This is a genomic window from Rhizobium tumorigenes, from assembly GCF_003240565.2.
In the GTDB taxonomy this organism is placed as follows: Bacteria; Pseudomonadota; Alphaproteobacteria; order Rhizobiales; family Rhizobiaceae; genus Rhizobium; species Rhizobium tumorigenes.
Window position 1 is genome coordinate 489,814 of the sequence record NZ_CP117255.1, and the last position, 21,151, is coordinate 510,964.

Genomic DNA, 21,151 nt, shown 5'->3' on the forward strand with positions numbered 1-21,151 from the left:
GCCCTTTACCGTGACACGTAAAATTAGACGTCAAGCGCGATCAATGCCTCGATATCGCGCCAAAATCACGCTTTTGTCGCATAATTGCACAGCGGGCCGTCGCGGCGAGCTGGCATTTGTTTCGGTTGGGGACAGGTATGAAGAAAATTTGGGTGGCTCTCTCGGCAGCGGTCGTGCTGGCGAACTCGTCTATTGCCGCCTATGCCGGCAGTGCCTACTTCATCATGGATGCGAAAAACGGCAAGGTTCTGGCGTCGCAGAGTGCCGACGAACTTAACCACCCGGCATCGCTCACCAAGATGATGACCCTCTATCTGGCCTTCGAGGCGCTGCATCGCGGCAAGCTCGGCTGGAATTCCGAACTGAAGGTTTCCGGCAACGCCGCCGGCAAGAGCCCCACCAAGCTCGGCCTGCGCCCCGGCAGCACCGTCACCGTCCGCGAAGCCGTCAACGGTATGATCATCAAGTCCGCCAACGACGCAGCCACCGTCATGGCCGAAGCTCTCGGCGGCAGCGAAAGCGGTTTTGGACGGATGATGACGGCCAAGGCGCGTCAGCTCGGCATGAGCCGGACTACCTTCGTCAATCCATCGGGTCTCCCCGATCCCCGCCAGATCACCACTGCCCGCGACATGTCGACGCTCGCGGTCGCGCTGATCAACGACTATCCGACCGAGTATCGCCTGTTTTCGCAGACCGGCTTCGTCTATCGCGGCCGGCCGATCCGTGGCCACAACAACCTGATGTACCGCTACAAGGGCATGGACGGCATCAAGACCGGCTACACCAATGCCTCCGGCTTCAACATCGTCAGCACGGTGCGCGACGGCAATCGCCGCCTCATCGGCGTCGTCCTCGGCGGCCCCACGGCACGTGCCCGCGACGACAGGATGGCCGGATTGCTCAATCGCTACATGAGCCAGGCATCGTCCGGCGGCAGCAGCCGTCTGGTGGCCAGTATCGGCGGTCGCAGCAATATCAGCCGTACGCCCGAAGTCGAAGTCGCATCCGCATCGCCTGACATCGATGTCCCGGCTCCCCTGGCACCGCGCCGTACCACCGTCATCACCCGCACGGTCGCCACGGCGACCGGTCTTGCCGTGCCGATCGAACGGCCGCAAGCGATGCAGGAAATAGTCAACAGGGCCGAGGCTGAGGACGATGCGCCGTCGGCTGAGATGACGGCATCGACCGCCTCGTCTGGTGGTGCCTGGCAGGTGCAGATCGCCGCCACGCCTTCTGCCAAGGCGGCCAAGGATCTGCTGGCGACAGCACAGGCGAAGACCGGCGGTGCGCTGCTCAACGCCTTTGCCTATACGGAAGAAGCCGGCAAGGGCTCGAAGAAGGTCTACCGCGCCCGCTTCGTCGGCTTCGAAAGCCGCGCCGCCGCCGACAATGCCTGCAGCGCGCTGAAGAAACACGATTTCAAATGCATGGCGATGCCGGGCTGACTTAGGCTACGTCCGCTGTCGTCTCACCCGTCGGGATAGACGCCGACGGGTGAATCATGCATCTCTTCATCAGAACGTATGGAGAACACAATGCTTGGCGATCTGTCTGCGAAATTCGAAGAAGCGTCACGGTCTTACGCCGAGCAGAACGGCATCATCCGCGACCCTGAGTGGTTCTTGCTGAAGCTGCAGGAAGAGGTCGGGGAACTGACGCAGGCCTTCAACCGCAAGACCGGCAGGGGCCGTCGAAAAGGCCTGTCGGACCAGCAGCTCGCAGAAGCCATGGAAGATGAAGCCGCCGACGTGCTGGGCCACATCCTGCTCTTTGCAAAAGCCCACAATCTTGACATTGCAGCAGCTGTCGAGCGGAAGTGGCGGTTCAAGCCCGATGTTCTCTGAAAGCCGTCACGGCTAGACCACATCCGACATCGCCCACCGGATCGATTTCCAAGCCTTAAGCCTTCGTCCCGCCCACAGTCACCTGATCCATCCTGAGATGGGGCTGGCCGACGCCGACGGGGACCCATTGGCCGCCTTTGCCGCAATTGCCGATGCCGGTGTCGAGGCTGGTGTCGTTGCCGATCATAGAGACGCGCTTCATCGCATCCGGGCCGTTGCCGATCAGCATGGCGCCCTTGATCGGCGCGCCGATTTTGCCGTTTTCGATCATGTAGGCCTCGGTGCATCCAAACACGAATTTGCCGGAGGTAATGTCGACCTGGCCGCCGCCGAAGGAAACCGCGTAGATGCCCTTCTTCACGGAGGCGATGATTTCTTCCGGTGTCTTGTCGCCGGACAGCATGAAGGTGTTGGTCATGCGCGGCATCGGCACGTGGGCGTAGCCCTGCCGGCGGCCGTTGCCGGTCGGCTGCATGCCCATCAGCCGGGCGTTCTGGCGGTCCTGCATGTAGTTGACCAGCTTGCCGTTCTCGATCAGCACGTTGTAGGCCGACGGCGTGCCTTCGTCGTCTATGGTGATCGAGCCGCGACGGTTTTCGATGGTGCCGTCGTCGACCACAGTGACTCCCGGCGCGGCGACCATCTCGCCCATCAGGCCTGCGAAGGCCGAGGTCTTCTTGCGGTTGAAATCGCCCTCCAGCCCGTGCCCGACGGCCTCGTGCAGCATGACGCCCGGCCAGCCATTGCCGAGCACGACATCCATCGTACCAGCCGGTGCTTCCAGCGCGTCAAGGTTCACAAGCGCCTGGCGCAGCGCCTCGTCGGCGCCGTGGTGCCAACTGTCCTCGGTGATGAAGTCGCCAAAGCCGACTCGACCGCCGGTGCCGTAAGAGCCGGATTCCTGCCGGTCGCCGTCGCCAACCATCACTGAAATATTGATGCGCGTCATCGGCCGGATATCGCGGACGCGGTGGCCGTCGGCGCGCAGGATGTCGACCACCTGCCAGGAGGCGGCGACCGATGCGGTGACCTGGCGAACCTTGCCGTCCTTGTCGCGCAGATAGCTGTCGATCTGCTGCAGGAGCTTGGCCTTCTCCTCGAAGCTCGGGCTGCCGATCGGGTTCTCGTCGCTGTAGAGCCGAGTGTTGGTGCGCTGCGGGGCCGCGGCGTAGGAGCCGGCATAGCCGCGCGTCACGGCGCCGACGGCATCGGCCGCGCGCTTCAGGGCGGCTTCCGAGAGATCGCCGGCATGGGCATAGCCGACCGCTTCGCCGGCGACGCTGCGCAGGCCAAAGCCCTGTTCGGTGTTGAAGCTGCCGCCCTTCATCCGTCCGTTGTCGAATGTCAGCGATTCCGACTGGACGTGTTCGACGAAGAGTTCGCCATCGTCGGCGCCGTTGAGCGCATCGGAGACGATGCTGCGCAGCTTGGTTTCGTCGGCGTCAAACAGGGTAAGCAGATCGGTGTTCATGAAATTGGTACTCCGTTCATGCCGATGTAGGTCCGGCGCGCAGGCAGAGCAAGCCCGGCGATCAGGGAAGGGCCGTATAACCTTCGGCAAAGCCTTTCAGGTCGACGGGAATGCCGATGCCTTCTTCCTGCGTCTGGAAGACGGTGAAGGTCGCGGTCGTGCCCTTGCGCAGGGTGCCGAGCAACTGCTCCTCGAGCACGACTTCTGCATAGCAGCCATCCGAGAAGCAGCGGGCGAAATAGGCGTTGCCGATGTCGGCGCCATCGATGTAGAGGCCGAGACCGTTCGGCAGCAGCACGCTCAGCGGCGCCTGTACCCTGAGCAGCCCGGTCTTGCCGCCCGGCGCCTTGGAAACGGCGACGGAAATCTGCATCTCCGGCCGCTCCTGCGACACGACGCTCTGCATCAGCACGCATTTCTTGTCGGGGCTGTTGTCCGCAGTGCCGCAGACTTCCGTCCAGGCACCGAAGGTGGTCTTCGCCTGGCTGGAAGCGGGTGGAGGCGTGGCGGGTGCGGGAGCCGGCTGTGCGGGCGATGCTTCAGGGGCGGGGGCAGGCGCTGCCGGTTGCGGGGCGGGCGTCGTCTGCGCCGTGGCGGGTACGGTGGCGACCGCCCATGCAAGAAGCGCCGCGGCGACAGTGCGGTGTACCCAAAAGCCGGCAAGTGAACCAAACCGCATTGAAGCCTCTTCCAAGAAGGTCGCGCGCCCCGCAGAACGGGACGCCATGAACCGTTAAGTCCCTGCAATCAAGCCGGAGACATCACGGCAGGACATCGTAGCCTTCGCCAAATCCCTTGAGATCGACGGGGATACCGATCTTATCCTTATCCGCAGCCTCGCGTACGGAAAAGACCGCAGTTGATCCGGAGCGCAGCATTTTCAGAAGATTATCGTCCAAAGCGACTTCCGCATAGCAACCATCGGCAAAACAGCGCACGAATTGCGTCTTGCCGAGGTCTTTTCCGTCAACGATCAGCCCGAGGCCGCCGTCGGTCGGCTGGAACGGATTGAGCAGAACGCCGAGCGGCGCCAGCACGCGCAGGATCTTCGCCTTGCGGTCTGCGGTTTTCAGCACCACGACGGAAAGCCCGACTTCCGGCCGGTCCTCGGCGATCACATTCTGCATCAGCGCGCACTGGTTGGTCTGCGCGCCGGCAGGCTTGTCGCAGATCACAGACCATGCGCCGTGCATCGACTGGACGGTGCCGGGCGGCTGCTGTCCGCCCTGCGGCACAGGCACTTGTTGTACAGGCACCTGCGCCGGCGCCGGTGTCGGCGTGGCGGTCTGCGGCTGCTGGGCGAATGCGGGCAGTGAAGCCGAAACGGCGATGCCTGCCGCCAGCAACCCAAGCCGCGCGAGGGAACGAAAACCCATGGAAACCCCTAGTTTCGAATCATTGCGGCCATTCTTGCGGGTGCACCCGTCAAATGAAAGCCCTGGACGCTGGATTCCATTTTCACTGCGGCGGAAATAGGACCTGCAGGCGCTTTTGTCCAAGGCTCCTGCATTGCAGGTCGGTGATTTTTCGTAGAGTTGCACAATAGTTCGCGCATCTTAGCCCTGCCGAAAGATTAGACCGAGCAAAAATGCCGCACAGGCAAACACTCGGGAATTGTTGCTGCCACCGTGAAACTGTGGTTTGAAGAAGATGAGGAATGGTGGGATTCTGCGTTTGAACGGAGAGGGTTCAGGCGCTTTAGGGAGATACATCGTCATGAAGAGGACCAATGCAGTTCTGGCGTCGCTCGCCTGTCTGCTCTTTACGACCCGTAGTTTCGCCGATCAACCGACGCCGTGGCAGATGGGGATGCAGCCCTCGGCAACGCCGATCATGAGCCAGGTGCGATGGTTCGAGCAATATACGCTCTGGTTTATCGTGCCGATTACGCTGTTCGTGCTGGCCCTCCTCATCATCGTCATGGTCAAGTTTCGCGCCAGCAAGAACCCCGTGCCATCGCGCACCAGCCACAACACGCTGATCGAAGTTGCATGGACGATCGGACCGGTGCTGGTGCTGCTGTTCCTGGCCGTCCCATCCTTCGACCTTCTGACCGCGCAGCTGACATTCCCGAAAAATCCTGACGTCACTGTCAAGGTGACGGGGACGCAGTGGCAGTGGAACTACGAATATGAGAACACCGGCGATACGCCGCTGGCCTTCGACTCCTATATGCTGAAGGATCCCGACCGCGCCGCATCCGGCAAGACTGACAAGGCGCTCTATCCGCGCCTGCTTGCCGTCGACAACGAACTCGTGCTGCCGGTCAATAAGGTCGTCCGCGTGTTGGTGACGGCGGCGCCGACCGATGTCATCCATTCCTTTTCCATGCCGTCATTCGCCATCAAGACCGACGCCGTGCCCGGCCGCTTGAACGAGACCTGGTTCAAGGCCGAGCGTGAAGGGATGTTCTACGGCCAGTGTTCGGAGCTCTGCGGCAAGGACCATGCGTTCATGCCGATTGCCATCCGGATCGTCTCCGAGGACAGATACAAGCAATGGCTGACCGTCGCTTCCAGCGACCTGGGCAAGGCCAACAAGGCGCTGATGGCCGAGGTCGATACGCCGTCCAAGACGGTCGATGTCGCCGCGAACGTCGCGCAGTAATCCGGGGGGAGATGATTAACATGGCTGGTTCTGCCACACACGATAAGCTGTCCGATGCTCACGGTCACGACGACGCCCATGCGCATGGCGAACAACACGCGCACAAGCCGAGCTTTGCCAATCGGTGGCTGTTCTCGACCAACCACAAGGACATCGGCACTCTCTACCTGATCTTCGCGATCATCGCAGGCGTCATCGGCGGTATCCTGTCGGTCCTCATGCGCATGGAGTTGCAGCAGCCAGGCATCCAGATCTTCAACGGCCTGGCCGCCATGGTCTATGGTTACTCCGGCGATGCCGCCATTGATGGCGGCAAGCAGATGTACAACGTCTTCACGACCGCGCACGCGCTGATCATGATCTTTTTCATGGTCATGCCGGCGATGATCGGCGGTTTTGCCAATTGGATGGTGCCGATCATGATCGGCGCGCCGGACATGGCTTTCCCACGCCTCAACAACATCTCCTTCTGGCTGATCGTACCTGCCTTCATCCTGCTCCTGATGTCGATGTTCGTCGAAGGCCCGGCGGGCGCCTATGGGGCGGGCGGCGGCTGGACGCTCTATCCGCCGTTGTCTTCCACCGTCGGCCATCCCGGACCGGCAGTCGATCTGGTTATCTTCGCGCTGCACATCGCCGGTGCCTCGTCGATCCTCGGCGCCATCAACTTCATCACCACCATCCTCAACATGCGCGCGCCCGGCATGACGCTGCACAAGATGCCGCTGTTTGCCTGGGCCGTGCTGATCACCGCATTCCTGCTGCTGCTGTCGCTGCCGGTTCTGGCCGGTGCGATCACCATGCTGCTGACGGACCGCAATTTCGGCACGACCTTCTTTGCGCCTGAAGGCGGCGGCGATCCGGTGCTGTTCCAGCACCTGTTCTGGTTCTTCGGCCACCCGGAAGTCTATATCCTGATCCTGCCCGGGTTCGGAATGATCAGCCACATCGTTTCGACCTTCTCGAAGAAGCCGATCTTCGGCTATCTCGGCATGGCCTATGCGATGGTCGCCATCGGGGCCGTCGGCTTCGTTGTCTGGGCGCATCACATGTACGCTGTCGGCCTGTCGCTCGATACGCAGCGTTATTTCGTGTTTGCCACCATGGTCATCGCGGTGCCGACCGGGGTTAAGATCTTCTCCTGGATCGCCACCATGTGGGGCGGCTCGATCTCGTTCCGCACGCCGATGATCTGGGCTATCGGCTTCATCTTCCTGTTCACCGTCGGTGGCGTCACCGGCGTGCAGCTTGCCAATGCCGGTTTCGACCGTCCGGTCCACGATACCTACTACGTTGTCGCCCACTTCCACTATGTCCTGTCGCTCGGCGCCGTGTTTGCAATCTTTGCGGCCTGGTACTATTGGTTGCCGAAGATGTGCGGCTACATGTACAATGAGAAGATTGGCAACCTGCACTTCTGGGTGATGTTCGTCGGCGTCAACATGGTGTTCTTCCCACAGCACTTCCTCGGCCTTGCCGGCATGCCGCGCCGCTACATCGATTATCCGGACGCCTTTGCCGGCTGGAATTTCGTGTCCTCGATCGGCTCCTATATCTCCGGCGTCGGCGTGTTGATCTTCCTTTACGGCGTCTACGACACGTTTGCGAAAAAGCGGGTTGCCGGCGACAATCCCTGGGGCGAGGGCGCAACCACACTCGAATGGCAGCTTTCGTCGCCGCCGCCGTACCACCAGTGGGAAGAACTCCCGCGCATCAAATAATCGCTTTCGGAGCGCCGCCAGACGGGCGGCGTTTTGATCGAGACAAAACTGGACTGTGTAATGACCGTTATCGACAACCACGAGATCCTGGCTTCCGAAAGCGACCTCGGCCTGTCACAGGCCAGTGCGCGCGATTACTTCGAGCTTCTGAAGCCGCGCGTGATGCAGCTCGTGGTTTTCACCGCGCTGGCCGGCCTGGTGCTGGCGCCAGGTCATATCAATCCGTTCATTGCCGTCATATCGATCCTCTGCATCGCCGTTGGCGCCGGTGCCTCCGGCTCGCTCAATATGTGGTATGATGCAGACATCGACGCCATCATGACCCGCACCGCGAAGCGGCCCATCCCGTCCGGCCGCGTGACCGGCTCGGAAGCACTCGGCTTCGGACTGGTGCTGTCCGGCTTCTCGATCACCATTCTGGCGCTCGCTGTCGGCTGGCTGCCGGCCGCAATCCTCGCCTTCACGATCTTCTTCTACGCCGTCGTCTACACGATGTGGCTGAAGCGCTCGACGCCGCAGAACATCGTCATCGGGGGCGCCGCCGGCGCTTTTCCGCCAGTTATCGGCTGGGCTTGCGTCACCGGCACCGTACCGATGGAAAGCATCGTCCTGTTCCTCATCATCTTCCTCTGGACACCGGCCCACTTCTGGGCGCTGGCGCTGTTCAAGATGAAGGATTACGGCTCCGTCGGCGTTCCCATGCTGCCGAATGTCTCGGGTATCCCCACAACGAAGAACCAGATCGTCGTCTACGCCGTGCTGGCCGCCGTTGTCGGGGTCGTGCCGACGCTGATGGGTTCGGCATCTATCGGCTACGGCGTCGTTGCCGGCGTGCTTGGTGCCATCTTCGTCTACTGTTCGATCACCGTCTGGCGGATGCCGGAGACCGATGTGAAGATGGTCCCGGCCAAGCGGATGTTCGCCTATTCGATCTTCTACCTCTTTGCCATCTTCTCGGCCCTGATGATCGACCGTCTGGTGACGGTGCTGGCTGCGGGCACCGGAGGCTGGTTCTGATGGAAACCGTCAAGCTGAGCGATGCCCAGAAGAAATCGAGACGCGGGCGCAATGTCGCTCTTGGGCTGGTGCTTGCGGGGCTGGTGGTGATTTTCTACGTGATGACGATCATCAAGATCGGCACGGGACATTAAGGGAGAGGCTCTTTGGAGGAGGAGACGTCTGGGAGAGCAAGGTCGGTCGGGCGCAACAACGGCCTGATCGTGCTGATGTGCCTGAGCTTCGTGGTCGGCATGGGCGCGATGAGCTATGCCGCCGTGCCGCTCTATCGCATGTTCTGCCAGGTTACCGGCTTCAACGGCACGACGCAGCGCGTCGAGCAGGCCTCGACTGTCGTGCTCGACAAACGCATCCGCGTCACCTTCGATGCCAATGTCGCCTCGGGCGTGCCCTGGGATTTCAAGTCGATGCAGCGCGAGGTCGATCCGAAGATCGGCGAGACGATCATGATCAAGTTCGTCGCCGAGAACAAATCAGACCAGCCGACCCGTGCGCAGGCCATCTTCAACGTCTCGCCGATCGAGGCGGGCGCCTATTTCAACAAGGTGCAGTGTTTCTGCTTTAACGAGACGGATCTCGCGCCGGGGGAAAAGCGCGAGATGCCTGTGGTTTTCTACGTCGATCCGGAAATTACCAAGGCAGCGGAAACCAAGGACATCGGTACGCTGACGCTGTCCTATACGTTCTATCCGCGGGATGACGCCAAGCCCGTGGCATCGAACGATGCTGCGGCCAAGGCCGGGGTAAAGAAGCTTTAGGGAGGAGGGCGTCCGATTTACCGGCCGCCTTAAGGGAAAAGTTACTCGGGGATTGCTGATATGGCTGACGTACACCGGAAGAACCACGATTATCACATCATCGATCCGAGCCCTTGGCCGATCCTTGCAGCGATCGGCGCGCTCGTCATCACCTTCGGTGGCGTGGCCTATATGCGCTATCTCAACAACAGCCCGTTCAAGCTGTTCGGCGTCGATTTCGCTAGCCCCTGGCTGTTCTTCATCGGCCTCGCCGTCATCCTCTACGTCATGTACGCCTGGTGGGCAGATACGGTGAAGGAGGCCCATGAGGGCGCTCACACCCGCGTCGTGTCGCTGCACCTGCGCTATGGCATGATCATGTTCATCGCCTCGGAGGTGATGTTCTTCGTGGCCTGGTTCTGGGCCTATTTCGACGTCAGCCTGTTTCCGAACGAAGCCATCCAGGCCTCGCGCGTCATATTCACCGGCGGACAATGGCCACCGAAGGGTGTCGCGGTGCTCGATCCCTGGCATCTGCCGATCTACAACACCATTATTCTCCTGCTGTCGGGCACGACCGTCACGTGGGCCCATCATGCGCTGCTGCATAACGACCGCAAGGGCATGATCACCGGCCTGGCGCTTACCGTCGCCTTGGGCGTGCTGTTCTCCAGCGTCCAGGCCTATGAATATGCCCATGCGCCGTTTGCCTTTAAAAGCTCGATCTATGGCGCCACATTTTTCATGGCCACGGGTTTCCATGGCTTTCACGTGCTGATCGGCACCATCTTCTTGGCTGTCTGCCTGATCAGGGCGATGCGTGGCGACTTCACGCCGACCCAGCATTTCGGCTTCGAGGCCGCCGCCTGGTACTGGCATTTCGTCGACGTGGTCTGGCTGTTCCTGTTCTTCGCTATCTACATTTGGGGCGGCTGGGGCGCACCCGTCGCCGGGTGACGAAGGCGACGCGGCACGTCCTCGACGCTAGTGACTGTTGGATGTCGCCCTAAGGCGAGTAGAGTTTTGCGGGCTGCGGGAGCAAGGCTTTTCGTATCCCGCCTGGAAGGCATGACATCATGGTCAACGACACTGCCCACTTCCCGCCGGTCGATCCCATCAGGGTCGGCCTCCGGGGTCGCTGCCCGCGATGCGGACAGGGTGCGTTATTCGATGGTGTCCTGGCGCTGAAGCCTCGTTGCGCTGCCTGCAACCTCGATTTCTCCTTCGCCGACAGTGGCGATGGCCCGGCTGTTTTCGTCATCCTCATCGTCGGCTTCATCATCATCGGCCTGGTGCTCTGGCTGCAGGTCAATTACGGCCCGCCGATCTGGGTCCACGGGATATTGTTCGGCCCTCTGACCATTCTCCTGTCGCTTTTGTCTCTGCGCTGGAGCAAGGGCATCTTCGTGGCCCTTCAATACCGTCACGATGCCAGCGAAGGACAAATCGAACGTGACTGACGTGTCGATCCAAAAGCCGAGGGCAAATGTCGCCTGGCAGGTTTTCAAGGTCCTGCTGCTTCTCTCGGTTCTTGCCGTGCTGCTTGCACTCGGCACCTGGCAGGTCCAGCGTCTCAAATGGAAGGAAGGCCTGATTGCCGATATTACCGAAAGGCAGGCCGCAGCGCCGGTCCCGCTAGGCGATATCGAGGCGATGGCTGCCCGCGGCGGCGATATCGAATACCGCCGCGTGACGACGTCCGGTCGTTATCTCAACGACAAGGAGCGCCATTTCTTCGCCACCTATAACGGCTTGTCGGGCTTCTACATCTACACGCCGCTCGAACTCGATGGCGGTCGGCTGCTCTTCGTCAACCGGGGCTTTGTTCCCTACGACCAGAAGGAGGCGAAGACCCGCGAACAAGGCCAACTCTCCGGCATGCAGGCCGTGGCCGGCCTTGCCCGCGCCAAATTGCCCTCCAAGCCGTCTTCGCTGCTGCCGGACAACGACACTGCCAAGAACATCTTCTACTGGAAGGACTTGGACGTGATGGCCTCCAGCGTCGGGCTGGATGCCGTCAAGTTGCTTCCGTTCTTCGTCGATGCCGATGCAACGCCCAATCCCGGTGGCCTGCCGGTCGGCGGCGTCACCATTGTCGACCTGCCCAACGACCATCTGCAATACGCCGTAACCTGGTATGGCCTGGCGGCTGCACTGGTCGCCATCGTCGCGATTTCCTGGCTGCGCAAACGCCATCCGGATGCGCCGGCGCAGTAGGCACGTTTCGCGCACCCTGTGCGGATGCAATAGAATTGCTTCAATTCATCGGCACTTTAGGCTAGATGGGCGGGCAGGGCGCACCTATCTGTGGTTTGCCCCTGTCCCCGGGCTTTTGGAAAAGACATGAACATCGCCGTTTCGAAACCTGCCCTGACCATTCGCCTCTGCGGTCCCCGCGGCTTCTGCGCCGGCGTCGACCGGGCCATCCAGATCGTCGTGCTGGCGCTCAAGGCCTATGGCGCGCCGGTCTATGTCCGCCACGAGATCGTCCATAATCGCTACGTCGTCGAAGGCCTTGAGGCCAAGGGCGCGATCTTCGTCGAGGAACTCGGCGAAATCCCACTGGAGCACCGCAAGCAGCCGGTCGTCTTCTCTGCCCATGGCGTGCCGAAATCCGTGCCGGCCGATGCCGATAGCCGCAACCTCTTCTATCTCGATGCCACATGCCCGCTGGTCTCCAAGGTCCACAAGCAGGCCATGCGCCACAACCGGCTCGGCCGCCATGTGGTCCTCATCGGCCATGCCGGCCACCCGGAAGTGATCGGCACGATGGGGCAACTGCCGGAAGGCACGGTATCGCTGGTCGAGACGATTGCCGATGTCGATGCCTATGTGCCGGTCGATCCCGACAATCTCGGCTACGTCACGCAGACGACGCTGTCGGTGGACGACACGGCCGGCGTCATTGCCCGGCTGCAGGAGCGCTTTCCGAACCTGACCGCGCCGTCTGCCGATTCGATCTGCTATGCCACCACCAACCGCCAGGAAGTGGTGAAGCAGGCAGCACCTGGCTGCGATCTCTTCATCATTGTCGGCGCGCCGAATTCCTCCAATTCCAAACGCCTTGTCGAGGTGGCTTTGAGGGCGGGTGCAAAACAGTCCGTTCTGGTCCAGCGCGCGTCGGAAATCGACTGGGACAATATCGGCGATATCGCTACGGTGGGCCTGTCCGCCGGCGCCTCCGCCCCGGAGGTAATCGTCAACGAGATCATCGAGGCTTTCCGGCAGCGCTACGATGCGGCGGTCGAACTTGCCGAGACGGTCAAGGAAACCGAGAACTTCCTGGTCAATCGCGAGCTGCGGGATGTCGAATTGACGACGGCCGACATGGCTTTCGTCAACGGCGAATAAACAACATCAGCGACGCCAACCCAGGAATAATCCGTGGCCGTTTACACCGACATTACCGAAGACGATCTCAAGACCTTTTTGACCCAGTATGATTGCGGCGAACTCACCTCCTACAAGGGGATCGCCGAGGGCGTCGAGAATTCGAATTTCCTGCTGCACACGACGCGCGAGCCGCTGATCCTGACGCTCTATGAAAAGCGTGTCGAAAAGGACGACTTGCCTTTCTTCCTGGGCCTGATGCAGCATCTTTCGGCGCGTGGCCTGTCGTGCCCGCTTCCCCTGCCGCGCCGCGATGGCGCCCTTCTCGGCGAACTCTCTGGCCGCGCTGCCGCATTGATTTCGTTTCTCGAGGGCATGTGGCTGCGCAAGCCCGAGGCGCGCCATTGCCGCGAGGTCGGCATCGCGATTGCAAAGATGCATGTCGCCGGCGAGGGCTTTGCCATCGCCCGGCCGAACGCGCTCTCCTGCGCCGGGTGGCAGCCGCTGTGGGACAAGTCCGAAGCCCGCGCCGACGAGGTCGAGCCCGGCCTGCGGGATGAAATCCGGTCGGAGTTGGCTTTCTTCGATGCAAACTGGCCGAAGGGTCTTCCCACGGGCGTCATCCATGCCGACCTGTTTCCCGATAATGTCTTCTTCCTCGGCGACCAGCTTTCGGGCCTGATCGATTTCTACTTCGCCTGCAACGACATGCTGGCCTATGACGTGTCGATCTGCCTCAATGCCTGGTGCTTCGAAAAGGACGGCGCTTACAACGTCACCAAGGGTCTGGCCATGCTCGACGGCTACCAGAGCATCCGGCCGCTCAGCGACGCCGAGATCGAGGCGCTGCCGACGCTGGCAAGGGGCTCGGCGCTGCGCTTCTTCCTGACGCGGCTCTACGATTGGCTGATGACGCCGGCCGGAGCCATGGTCACCAAGAAGGACCCGCTGGAATATCTGCGCAAGCTGCGCTTTCATCGCACGGTTGCCACGGGCGCCGAATATGGGTTGGCCAAAGCATGAAACATGTCGATATCTTCACCGACGGCGCCTGCTCGGGAAATCCTGGGCCGGGCGGCTGGGGCGCCGTCCTTCGCTACGGCGATACCGAGAAGGACCTCTGCGGCGGCGAGGCGGATACCACCAACAATCGCATGGAACTGATGGCGGCGATCTCGTCGCTGGGTGCGCTCAAGGATGCCTGCGAGGTCGATCTCTACACGGACTCGAAATACGTCATGGACGGCATTTCGAAGTGGATCCATGGCTGGAAAAAGAACGGCTGGAAGACCGCCGACAAGAAGCCTGTGAAGAACGCCGAACTCTGGCAGGCGCTGGACGCAGCCTATAACCGCCACAAGGTCACCCTGCATTGGGTCAAGGGCCATGCCGGCCACATCGAGAACGAGCGCGCCGACGAACTCGCCCGCAAGGGCATGGAGCCGTTCAAGAAACGCTGACGCTGGGAGCGAGAAGGACAACAACGATATTGCCGCCAGTCGTATTCCCGGTATGGTGCGGCTGTCACCCGGGAGGTTTCACATGATCCTGCACTGCGTTTTTCTGCGCTTCAAGGCCGCTGTCACGGCGCCGGAAAAGCAATCCATATTTGAAGCGATCGTCGCATTGAAGCAGGTTATTCCAGGCATTCTCGACGTAAAATATGGCCCGAATGTCTCGCCGGAAGGCTTGCATGGCGGCTTCGTCGATGGCTTCGCCGTGACCTTCGAAAGCGGCGCTGCCCGCGATGCCTATCTTGTCCACCCCGAGCATGTCGCCGTCGGCGAGCGCATCGTCTCGTCCACCGATGGCGGCCTGGCCGGATTGCTGGTGTTCGATCTCAATATCTGAAAATGGTTCAGGCAGAAGGAACTGGAGGGATGTCCGGCATCCCTCCAGCTGTGCCTGATCAGAGCTGCCCGATCATCGTTGCTGCGGCCGAGACCGTCGCTTCGCCGGGGTTTTCCTCGACGTTCAGTGTCTTGACGACGCCATCTTCCACCAGCATCGAGTAGCGCTTCGAGCGCACGCCAAGACCGCCGCCCGAGAGGTCGGCGTCGAGGCCGAGTGCCTTGGTGAAGGCGGCATCCCAGTCGGCGAGGAAATGGATCTTGCCCATGCCGCCCGATTGCTGTGCCCAGGCGCCCATGACATGCCAGTCATTGACAGAAACGACGGCAACCTCATCGACGCCCTTCGCGAGTATGGCATCGAGGTTTTCGAGGTAGCCCGGCAGATGGTTCAGCGAGCAGGTTGGCGTGAAAGCGCCGGGGACGGCAAAAAGCACGACGCGCTTGCCCGAAAACAGCGTGTCCGTCGAGATCTCGGTCGGGCCGTCGGTCGTCTTTTCCTTGAACGTGGCGGCGGGAATTTTCTCGCCGATGGCAATAGTCATGAGGCTCTCCTGGTTTTTTCTGTCGCGTGCGTCCGAACGCCCGTCGATATCTATGATCGCTCTACTCCATGGCAAGCGTCGTTTCCATCGCGCGGCTGCCGTTCACGACCAGTATGCCCCAACTCTTGCCGTGTACAACATAGGTCTTCGGCAATTTGCCGATTGTCAGTGCGACCTCGACATCGCGACCGCTGCGGCTGGCGCTGGCCTGCTTGAAGAACACATAGCCGCTGGGCCCGGTCACGTAGATCTGGGGAATAGCGTCGCCGGCGTCCGGGAGCGTCAGATGCAAGGACAATGTCTTGCCGTCGGGCGCTAGGCTGTGGCTCTTGACGCCGAAATCGGCCGAAGGTTTCTGTGGAAGCGCTGCCTCGGCCGCCGTGACGATGGCTGCATCCCCGGCATCGGCGGACGAACCCGGCGGCGGCAATGCGACGCTCATGGTTGCCTGGAAGGGAACGCAGATATCCTTGCAGACGCCGATAAAGGCCGTGATGTCGAGTTTTCCCTCGCCTGCGGCATCGATATCGAGCGGCATGCTGATGGGTGCATCGTAGCCAACCTCGTCGACATTGCCGAGCGAGATGACCTTTGGCACCGGATAGCCGATAGTGTCGATTGTCGCCTTGCTTCCCGCGGGCAGTGTAAGTTGCGGCGGGATGCCGCTTTCGCCAGGCTCGCGCCAGTAGGTGATCCATCCGGGACCCGGCTCTATCTGCAGCGCAGCCTTCACATGGCCGCTGGCGTCGGCGGGCATTGCCACCAACCGCATCCGGCCGCCATCGCTGGTGGCCCAGCCGCTTGTCGTCGCATGGGCAGCGGACGAAAGCATCACGGATACCGCAAAAATGGCTACGGCCGGCATCGGTATTCGGAAAGGTCTGGGATAGGAAATCATGAAAACAGCGTTAGACGAAGGCAGCCGCACACGCACCATGCGATTTTAAGCAATCGATCATTTTCAGTTGATTGATCACCTGCATTACCCCATCTTTATCCGGGGGCATGATCAAGAGCAGTGAGGAGACAGGATGTCGTTATCGACGCTTAAGTACAAAGGTGCACGCGGCTTTCTCGACGGTCAGTTTCTGATCGCAATGCCGGGGATGGCGGACAGTAACTTCGCCCGGACGGTTGTTTATATCTGTGCCCATTCGGATGCCGGAGCGATGGGTTTCATTATCAACCGGTCGCAGAACCTCAGCTTCACCGACGTTCTTCTGCATCTTGACATGATCAAGACTGACGATGCCATCATGCTGCCGGATCGTGCCCGCAGTTTCCCGATCCAGACCGGCGGCCCGGTCGAGAGCGGTCGAGGCTTCGTTCTGCACTCCGACGACTACAAGAGCGAGAGCAGCATCGCTGTCACCGACGAAATCAACCTGACGGCAACACTCGATATCATCCGCGCCATTTCCAACGGCAACGGCCCGAAAAAGGCGACGATGCTGCTCGGCTATGCCGGCTGGAGCGCCGGGCAGCTTGAGGCCGAAGTCACCAACAACGGCTGGCTGAATTGCGCGCCGAGTGAAGACCTCATTTTCGACCGCAGCCTGGATGATAAATACGAGAGGGCGCTGGCGCTGCTTGGCGTCACGCCGGCGATGTTGTCGAGCGAAGCAGGCCATGCCTGACCCATGACTGATAAACCAACCCCGCAATTGGAACGAAATCAAATAGCTGACGTTTTTCCTGCACGACGTACGCATCGTTCGTCGCCAACCAGGGAGTGAGACACATGGGTAGCACCAGCGACAAGATTTCCGGTAAGGCCAACGAATTGACCGGGAAGGCAAAGGAAGCCGTCGGCAAGGCCACTGGCGACAACGAGACGCGTGCCAAGGGCGCCGTTCAGGAAGCCAAGGGCAAGGCACAGGTTGCAGAGGGCAAGGCCAAGGACAAGCTCAAAGACGCCGTAGACCGCGCCTGAGCGAATTGAATAAAGACCTCAAGCCTGCCGCGCCAAAGCGTGGCGGGCTTTTCGATATTTAGACCGTCGTCGAAAAGGACCGGGCCCATGCGATTGTTTGACTGCGATTCCTGTGGACAGTCGGTGCATTTCGACAACCGCCAGTGCGTCCGCTGCGGCCACCGCCTGGGTTTCGTTCCAGACCGGCTGAAGATGTATGCCCTGGAACCCGACCAGGAGCCGCACTGGCACATCGTTTCGGAACCGGCTCGATCGCTGCGCTTTTGCTCGAATGCCGCTTTGGACCTCTGCAACTGGATGGTCGATTCGGACGATCCGCAAGGCTACTGCGCGGCCTGCCGCCATAACAGGCTGGTGCCGAATACCGGGACATCCGAGGGTGTGGACCGCTGGCGTCGCATCGGCCAGGCACAGCGCCATCTGTTTTATTCCCTGTTGCGCCTCGAACTGCCGCACCCCGATCGCAACGAAGATCCGCAGGGCGGGCTGGTGTTCGATTTCCTCGAGGACAAGATCAACAGCGCCGGCTTCGTCGTGCCCGCCATGACCGGCCACGACGACGGCCTGATTGCCATCCGTGCCGCCGAGGCGGACGACGTGACGCGCGAAATGGCGCGCATGTCGATGCATGAGCCATATCGAACTCTGCTCGGACATTTCCGCCACGAGACCGGTCATTTCATCTGGAACAAGCTTGTCCGCGACGTCAATAATTTCGATGGCTTCCGCGAGGTGTTCGGCGACGAGCGCGAGGACTACGGCGCAGCGCTGCAGCGTCATTACGAGAACGGAGTCCGTCCGGACTGGCAACGGAGTTTCATCAGCGCCTATGCCAGCTCCCACCCCTGGGAAGATTTCGCCGAGTGTTTCGCGCACTACCTCCACATCGTCGATACGCTGGAGACAGCCCGTGCCTTCGGCATCGCGGTCGATCCACGCGGTCATGAGGAGATGGCGTCGGAAGTGGATTTCAATCCCTACAGGGCGCACGATGCCGAGCAGCTTGTATCCGCCTGGGTGCCGCTCAGTGTTGCCGTCAACAGCATCCAGCGCAGCATGGGGCAGCCGGACTCGTACCCGTTTGTCCTCTCCCCGCCGGTCGTGAGAAAACTCGATTACGTGCTGCGGCTCATCCGTGACGCAGCTGCAGGTCAGACACTGCAGGCGGCCTGACCAGCCAGAGCGAGGAGGCGAGGCGTGCCTCAGGCGCGCCTTGTCAGCGGAAAGCGTTCCTTCAGCAATCGCAGCACCGATTCAGAGCCCATCGGCGGTCCGAACAGGAAGCTCTGGCCATAGGTGCAGCCCATCTTGGCGAGTTCCAGAGCATCTTCCTCGGTCTCGATACCCTCAGCGACGACTTTCATCCCAAGTTCGCGCGCCATCGAGATGACGGAGCGCAGCAGCACGGATTTCTTGTCGCTCTCGTCGCGCACCAGCCCCTTGTCAAGCTTGATCGTGTCGAAGGGGAAGCGGGTCAGGTAGGAGAGCGACGAATAGCCGGTCCCGAAATCGTCGAGCGCGAGGCCAAGGCCTGCTTCACGCAACTTCGCCAGCACGAGGCGCGCCTGTTCCGGATTTTCCATGACCATGGTTTCCGTCAGCTCGAGCTTGATGCGGGCCGGATCGCAATGGGTCTTGGCAAGCAGGGCCCGTACGTCGTCATAAAGCTCGTTGTTAAGCAACTGGGCGCTCGACAGGTTCACGGATACGAACAGCGGCAACTCCCCCGTCTGACGTGTCCAGGCCATCAGGTCGTTTGTCGCCTGCTCCATGGCGAACATGCCGAGCGGGCCGATGATGTCGGTCGCCTCGGCAATCGGAATGAATTCGGTCGGAGAAATGTTGCCGCGTTTCGGATGCTCCCAGCGCATCAGCGCCTCGAAGCCGGCGATCTCGGCATCTTCCAGGCGGACGATGGGCTGGTAGACCATCGACAACTCCTTGCGCTCGACGGCGCGACGGAGATCGGATTCCAGCTGCAGGCGGTCGGTGCCGAAGTTGCGGAAGGCCGGCAGGAACGGTTCGACCTTGTTGCCGCCGGCGCGCTTGGAACGATACATCGCAAGCTCGGCGTCGCTGAGCAATCCGGCAGCGCTTTCCTGCTGGTCGACCCAGGAAGTCAGCCCGATGGAGGCGGTCAGCACGATTTCGCGATTGGCAAAGTTCAGCGGCACCATGATGGCCTTGCTGACGGCATCGGCGAAATCCGCCACCTTGGTCGGATCGCGCTCGGACACCAGGATCAGGCCGAACTGGTCGCCGGAAAGCCGTGCCAGCGTATCCTGCGGTTTCAACAGGCGGCGCAGCCGACGCGTCAGGGCGACAAGGATATTGTCTCCGGCGGCAACGCCCAGCGCGTCGTTGACCATCTTGTACCGGTCGATATCGATGACCATCACCGTCGGCCGCACCAGATCGCCGGCGGGGGCGAGCGTCAGCACGGCCTGCAATCGGTCGAGGAAAAGCTGGCGGTTCGGCAGCCCGGTGAGGTTGTCGTGCAGCGCGTCGTGCAACAGGCGCTCGATGGAATTCTTTTGCTCTGTAACATCGACCACGGTGCCGACGCAGCGGATGATTTCACCGTTCGATCCCAGCACCGGCCGGGCGCGGATGGCCAGCCAATGGAAGTGGCCGTCCTCGGCGCGGATGCGGAACTCGTGGTTCAGCCTGCCACGACGATGTTCCAGCAGCACGTCCAGCGTCGCGCGGAAGCGGTCGCGGTCGTCGGGGTGCAGGCGTGGCAGCCAGTTGCGCGCCGCGCCATGCATGCTGCCCGGCGAAAGGCCAAGCTTCTGGGAGATGTCGGGAATGGTGACGACCCGGTCGCGGGCCACGTCCCAGTCCCAGACGGTATCGCCGGAGCCGGTAAGCGCAAGCGATTGCCGCTCCAGATCGGAAAACAGGCCCTGCTGGAAGGCACCGCCGGCAAAGGCGTGCTGCATGACGGTAAAGCCGATCAGAAGCACGATGAGCACGAGCCCGCCGCCGAGTGCCGGCTGGATTATGTCGTTGTCGAGCTTGCCGGTGACCGTCAGCCAGGCGCCGAACAGCCAGACGAGAATCAGCGCCCAGGCCGGCACCAGCAGGATCGCCCGGTCGTAGCGGTTGATCCCGAGATAGACGATGAGCAGGATACCCGCGGTCGCCGTCAGGGCCATCGACAGGCGTGCGATGCCTGCCGCAATCGACGGATCGTAGATGGCGACGCCGAAAAGCAGTGCCAGCCCCAGTATCCAGGCAAGCGTGACATAGCCGAGATGGGCGTGCCAGCGGTTGAGATTGAGATAGGTGAACAGGAAGATCACCAGGCTCGAGGCCAGCGCCACCTCGACGCAGGCCCGCCATATTCGCTGGTCGCCGGACGTGATGCTGATCAGCTTGCCGAGGAAGCCGAAGTCGACGCAGATGTAGCCGAGCACCGCCCAGGCAAGCGCTGCTGTCGCCGGCAGCATCGATGTGCCCTTGACGACGAACAGGATGGTAAGGAACACCGCCAGCAGGCCGGAAATGCCGAGCACGATGCCGCGATAGAGCGTGAAGGCGTTGACCGTATCCTTGTAGGCGTTCGGCTCCCAGAGATAGATCTGCGGCAATTCCGGGGACGACAGTTCGGCGACGAAGGTGATGACAGCGCCGGGATTGAGTGTGATGCGAAACACGTCCGCCTCGTCGCTCGGCTGCCGGTCAAGCGCAAAACCTTCACTCGGTGTGATAGCGATGATGCGCTGCGAGCCGAGGTCGGGCCAGAACATCTTTGAATTCACCAGGCGGAAATGCGGAGCGACGATGACGCGCTCCAGCTGTTCTTCCGAGACGTTGGCCAGTGCGAACACCGCCCAGTCGCCCTGATGACCCGGCGAACTCGAGCGCACCTCGATGCGGCGGCGGATACCGTCGGCACCAGCGGCCGTCGACACCTGGAAGGCCTCGCCCTGGTTGGCGTAGATCTCGGTTGTTTTCGTCAGGTCGAGCGCCGTGTCGTCGCGCGAGATCTTCACCGGCTCCGCAGCCCGCGCGCCGGTCGCAAGCATGGCGGTCATCGCAAACAGGGCAACAAGGAACGCGATCAGGGAATGGCGAAGGAAGTGTG

General features: G+C 61.4%; 23 protein-coding genes. 17 read left to right on the forward strand and 6 right to left on the reverse strand.

The annotated features are described in order from the left end of the window. The first annotated feature begins 137 nt into the window (after nucleotides 1-137). Together PR017_RS02380 and PR017_RS02385 are read left to right on the forward strand one after the other, a co-directional pair. Nucleotides 138-1,451, forward strand: a complete 1,314-nt coding sequence (locus tag PR017_RS02380; RefSeq protein ID WP_111217765.1) for a D-alanyl-D-alanine carboxypeptidase — start codon at nucleotides 138-140, stop codon at nucleotides 1,449-1,451. A gap of 90 nt (nucleotides 1,452-1,541) precedes the next feature. Then, a complete protein-coding gene (locus PR017_RS02385) occupies nucleotides 1,542-1,850 on the forward strand; it encodes a MazG nucleotide pyrophosphohydrolase domain-containing protein (RefSeq protein ID WP_111217767.1) in 309 nt (102 codons plus the stop codon). Nucleotides 1,851-1,905: 55 nt separating this feature from the next. Here PR017_RS02385 and tldD read toward each other — a convergent pair whose 3' ends face one another. The 3 genes from tldD to PR017_RS02400 all read right to left on the reverse strand — a co-directional run bounded on the left by tldD (nucleotide 1,906) and on the right by PR017_RS02400 (nucleotide 4,697). Continuing rightward, nucleotides 1,906-3,321, reverse strand: coding sequence for a metalloprotease TldD (gene tldD, locus PR017_RS02390; protein WP_111217769.1), 1,416 nt, complete (start codon nucleotides 3,319-3,321; stop codon nucleotides 1,906-1,908). Between the two features lie 61 nt (nucleotides 3,322-3,382). Next, nucleotides 3,383-4,000 (reverse strand): invasion associated locus B family protein, encoded by a 618-nt coding sequence (locus tag PR017_RS02395; protein ID WP_111217771.1) that lies wholly within the window; start codon nucleotides 3,998-4,000, stop codon nucleotides 3,383-3,385. Nucleotides 4,001-4,082: 82 nt separating this feature from the next. Then, nucleotides 4,083-4,697: an invasion associated locus B family protein gene (locus tag PR017_RS02400; RefSeq protein WP_111217773.1), complete on the reverse strand. Its 615-nt coding sequence runs from the start codon at nucleotides 4,695-4,697 to the stop codon at nucleotides 4,083-4,085. 340 nt (nucleotides 4,698-5,037) lie between these two features. Here PR017_RS02400 and coxB point away from each other — a divergent pair, with 340 nt between their 5' ends. The 12 genes from coxB (at nucleotide 5,038) to PR017_RS02460 (ending at nucleotide 14,584) form a co-directional block, all read left to right on the forward strand. After that, the gene (gene coxB, locus PR017_RS02405; RefSeq protein WP_111217775.1) at nucleotides 5,038-5,928 is read left to right on the forward strand and encodes a cytochrome c oxidase subunit II; all 891 of its coding nucleotides are present in this window, start codon (nucleotides 5,038-5,040) and stop codon (nucleotides 5,926-5,928) included. A 20-nt stretch (nucleotides 5,929-5,948) separates the two neighbouring features. Next, nucleotides 5,949-7,649 (forward strand): cytochrome c oxidase subunit I, encoded by a 1,701-nt coding sequence (gene ctaD, locus PR017_RS02410; protein ID WP_111217777.1) that lies wholly within the window; start codon nucleotides 5,949-5,951, stop codon nucleotides 7,647-7,649. A 60-nt stretch (nucleotides 7,650-7,709) separates the two neighbouring features. Beyond that, a complete protein-coding gene (locus PR017_RS02415; protein WP_111217779.1) occupies nucleotides 7,710-8,666 on the forward strand; it encodes a heme o synthase in 957 nt (318 codons plus the stop codon). Then, nucleotides 8,666-8,800, forward strand: a complete 135-nt coding sequence (locus PR017_RS02420) for a hypothetical protein (RefSeq protein ID WP_111217781.1) — start codon at nucleotides 8,666-8,668, stop codon at nucleotides 8,798-8,800. The genes PR017_RS02415 and PR017_RS02420 overlap by 1 nt, the downstream gene beginning before the upstream one ends. 12 nt (nucleotides 8,801-8,812) lie before the next feature. Further along, a complete protein-coding gene (locus PR017_RS02425) occupies nucleotides 8,813-9,424 on the forward strand; it encodes a cytochrome c oxidase assembly protein (protein ID WP_111217783.1) in 612 nt (203 codons plus the stop codon). Nucleotides 9,425-9,484: 60 nt separating this feature from the next. Next, nucleotides 9,485-10,360 (forward strand): cytochrome c oxidase subunit 3, encoded by an 876-nt coding sequence (locus tag PR017_RS02430; protein ID WP_111217785.1) that lies wholly within the window; start codon nucleotides 9,485-9,487, stop codon nucleotides 10,358-10,360. 119 nt (nucleotides 10,361-10,479) lie between these two features. Continuing rightward, nucleotides 10,480-10,863: a DUF983 domain-containing protein gene (locus tag PR017_RS02435; RefSeq protein WP_111217932.1), complete on the forward strand. Its 384-nt coding sequence runs from the start codon at nucleotides 10,480-10,482 to the stop codon at nucleotides 10,861-10,863. Beyond that, nucleotides 10,856-11,620 (forward strand): SURF1 family protein, encoded by a 765-nt coding sequence (locus PR017_RS02440; RefSeq protein ID WP_240538891.1) that lies wholly within the window; start codon nucleotides 10,856-10,858, stop codon nucleotides 11,618-11,620. Before PR017_RS02435 ends, PR017_RS02440 begins: the two co-directional genes overlap by 8 nt. A 126-nt stretch (nucleotides 11,621-11,746) precedes the next feature. Then, the gene (gene ispH, locus PR017_RS02445; RefSeq protein ID WP_111217789.1) at nucleotides 11,747-12,754 is read left to right on the forward strand and encodes a 4-hydroxy-3-methylbut-2-enyl diphosphate reductase; all 1,008 of its coding nucleotides are present in this window, start codon (nucleotides 11,747-11,749) and stop codon (nucleotides 12,752-12,754) included. Nucleotides 12,755-12,787: 33 nt separating this feature from the next. Continuing rightward, nucleotides 12,788-13,756, forward strand: a complete 969-nt coding sequence (locus PR017_RS02450; protein WP_111217792.1) for a homoserine kinase — start codon at nucleotides 12,788-12,790, stop codon at nucleotides 13,754-13,756. Beyond that, the gene (gene rnhA, locus PR017_RS02455) at nucleotides 13,753-14,193 is read left to right on the forward strand and encodes a ribonuclease HI (RefSeq protein WP_111217794.1); all 441 of its coding nucleotides are present in this window, start codon (nucleotides 13,753-13,755) and stop codon (nucleotides 14,191-14,193) included. The genes PR017_RS02450 and rnhA overlap by 4 nt, the downstream gene beginning before the upstream one ends. Before the next feature lie 82 nt (nucleotides 14,194-14,275). Further along, the gene (locus tag PR017_RS02460) at nucleotides 14,276-14,584 is read left to right on the forward strand and encodes a Dabb family protein (protein ID WP_111217796.1); all 309 of its coding nucleotides are present in this window, start codon (nucleotides 14,276-14,278) and stop codon (nucleotides 14,582-14,584) included. Nucleotides 14,585-14,642: 58 nt separating this feature from the next. On the opposite strand, the gene PR017_RS02465 is transcribed toward PR017_RS02460, so the two are convergent. Both PR017_RS02465 and PR017_RS02470 read right to left on the reverse strand, forming a co-directional pair. After that, entirely contained in the window at nucleotides 14,643-15,128 is a 486-nt protein-coding gene (locus PR017_RS02465) for a peroxiredoxin (protein ID WP_111217798.1), read from the reverse strand. A 61-nt stretch (nucleotides 15,129-15,189) separates the two neighbouring features. After that, nucleotides 15,190-15,993 (reverse strand): protein-disulfide reductase DsbD domain-containing protein, encoded by an 804-nt coding sequence (locus PR017_RS02470; protein ID WP_111217800.1) that lies wholly within the window; start codon nucleotides 15,991-15,993, stop codon nucleotides 15,190-15,192. A 166-nt stretch (nucleotides 15,994-16,159) separates the two neighbouring features. Here PR017_RS02470 and PR017_RS02475 point away from each other — a divergent pair, with 166 nt between their 5' ends. The 3 genes from PR017_RS02475 (at nucleotide 16,160) to PR017_RS02485 (ending at nucleotide 18,234) form a co-directional block, all read left to right on the forward strand. Beyond that, on the forward strand, nucleotides 16,160-16,765 hold the full coding sequence (locus tag PR017_RS02475) for a YqgE/AlgH family protein (protein WP_111217802.1): 606 nt from the start codon (nucleotides 16,160-16,162) through the stop codon (nucleotides 16,763-16,765). A gap of 104 nt (nucleotides 16,766-16,869) precedes the next feature. After that, nucleotides 16,870-17,061, forward strand: coding sequence for a CsbD family protein (locus tag PR017_RS02480; protein ID WP_111217804.1), 192 nt, complete (start codon nucleotides 16,870-16,872; stop codon nucleotides 17,059-17,061). A gap of 87 nt (nucleotides 17,062-17,148) precedes the next feature. After that, the gene (locus PR017_RS02485) at nucleotides 17,149-18,234 is read left to right on the forward strand and encodes a zinc-binding metallopeptidase family protein (RefSeq protein WP_111217806.1); all 1,086 of its coding nucleotides are present in this window, start codon (nucleotides 17,149-17,151) and stop codon (nucleotides 18,232-18,234) included. 29 nt (nucleotides 18,235-18,263) lie between these two features. Here the strand turns inward: PR017_RS02485 and PR017_RS02490 are convergent, their stop codons facing one another. Beyond that, complete coding sequence (locus tag PR017_RS02490; protein ID WP_240538896.1) at nucleotides 18,264-21,101, reverse strand: sensor domain-containing phosphodiesterase; 2,838 nt, start codon at nucleotides 21,099-21,101, stop codon at nucleotides 18,264-18,266. Between the last annotated feature and the right edge of the window lie 50 nt (nucleotides 21,102-21,151).

Coding starts and splice junctions, on each gene's coding strand:
- coxB (WP_111217775.1), top strand. CDS start 5,038: ATGAAGAGGACCAATGCAGTTCTGGCGTCGCTCGCCTGTCTGCTCTTT.
- PR017_RS02400 (WP_111217773.1), bottom strand. CDS start 4,697: ATGGGTTTTCGTTCCCTCGCGCGGCTTGGGTTGCTGGCGGCAGGCATC.
- PR017_RS02475 (WP_111217802.1), top strand. CDS start 16,160: ATGTCGTTATCGACGCTTAAGTACAAAGGTGCACGCGGCTTTCTCGAC.
- PR017_RS02385 (WP_111217767.1), top strand. CDS start 1,542: ATGCTTGGCGATCTGTCTGCGAAATTCGAAGAAGCGTCACGGTCTTAC.
- tldD (WP_111217769.1), bottom strand. CDS start 3,321: ATGAACACCGATCTGCTTACCCTGTTTGACGCCGACGAAACCAAGCTG.
- PR017_RS02415 (WP_111217779.1), top strand. CDS start 7,710: ATGACCGTTATCGACAACCACGAGATCCTGGCTTCCGAAAGCGACCTC.
- PR017_RS02395 (WP_111217771.1), bottom strand. CDS start 4,000: ATGCGGTTTGGTTCACTTGCCGGCTTTTGGGTACACCGCACTGTCGCC.
- rnhA (WP_111217794.1), top strand. CDS start 13,753: ATGAAACATGTCGATATCTTCACCGACGGCGCCTGCTCGGGAAATCCT.
- PR017_RS02465 (WP_111217798.1), bottom strand. CDS start 15,128: ATGACTATTGCCATCGGCGAGAAAATTCCCGCCGCCACGTTCAAGGAA.
- PR017_RS02460 (WP_111217796.1), top strand. CDS start 14,276: ATGATCCTGCACTGCGTTTTTCTGCGCTTCAAGGCCGCTGTCACGGCG.
- PR017_RS02480 (WP_111217804.1), top strand. CDS start 16,870: ATGGGTAGCACCAGCGACAAGATTTCCGGTAAGGCCAACGAATTGACC.
- PR017_RS02490 (WP_240538896.1), bottom strand. CDS start 21,101: ATGACCGCCATGCTTGCGACCGGCGCGCGGGCTGCGGAGCCGGTGAAG.
- ispH (WP_111217789.1), top strand. CDS start 11,747: ATGAACATCGCCGTTTCGAAACCTGCCCTGACCATTCGCCTCTGCGGT.
- PR017_RS02485 (WP_111217806.1), top strand. CDS start 17,149: ATGCGATTGTTTGACTGCGATTCCTGTGGACAGTCGGTGCATTTCGAC.
- PR017_RS02430 (WP_111217785.1), top strand. CDS start 9,485: ATGGCTGACGTACACCGGAAGAACCACGATTATCACATCATCGATCCG.
- PR017_RS02470 (WP_111217800.1), bottom strand. CDS start 15,993: ATGCCGGCCGTAGCCATTTTTGCGGTATCCGTGATGCTTTCGTCCGCT.
- PR017_RS02420 (WP_111217781.1), top strand. CDS start 8,666: ATGGAAACCGTCAAGCTGAGCGATGCCCAGAAGAAATCGAGACGCGGG.
- PR017_RS02380 (WP_111217765.1), top strand. CDS start 138: ATGAAGAAAATTTGGGTGGCTCTCTCGGCAGCGGTCGTGCTGGCGAAC.
- PR017_RS02435 (WP_111217932.1), top strand. CDS start 10,480: ATGGTCAACGACACTGCCCACTTCCCGCCGGTCGATCCCATCAGGGTC.
- ctaD (WP_111217777.1), top strand. CDS start 5,949: ATGGCTGGTTCTGCCACACACGATAAGCTGTCCGATGCTCACGGTCAC.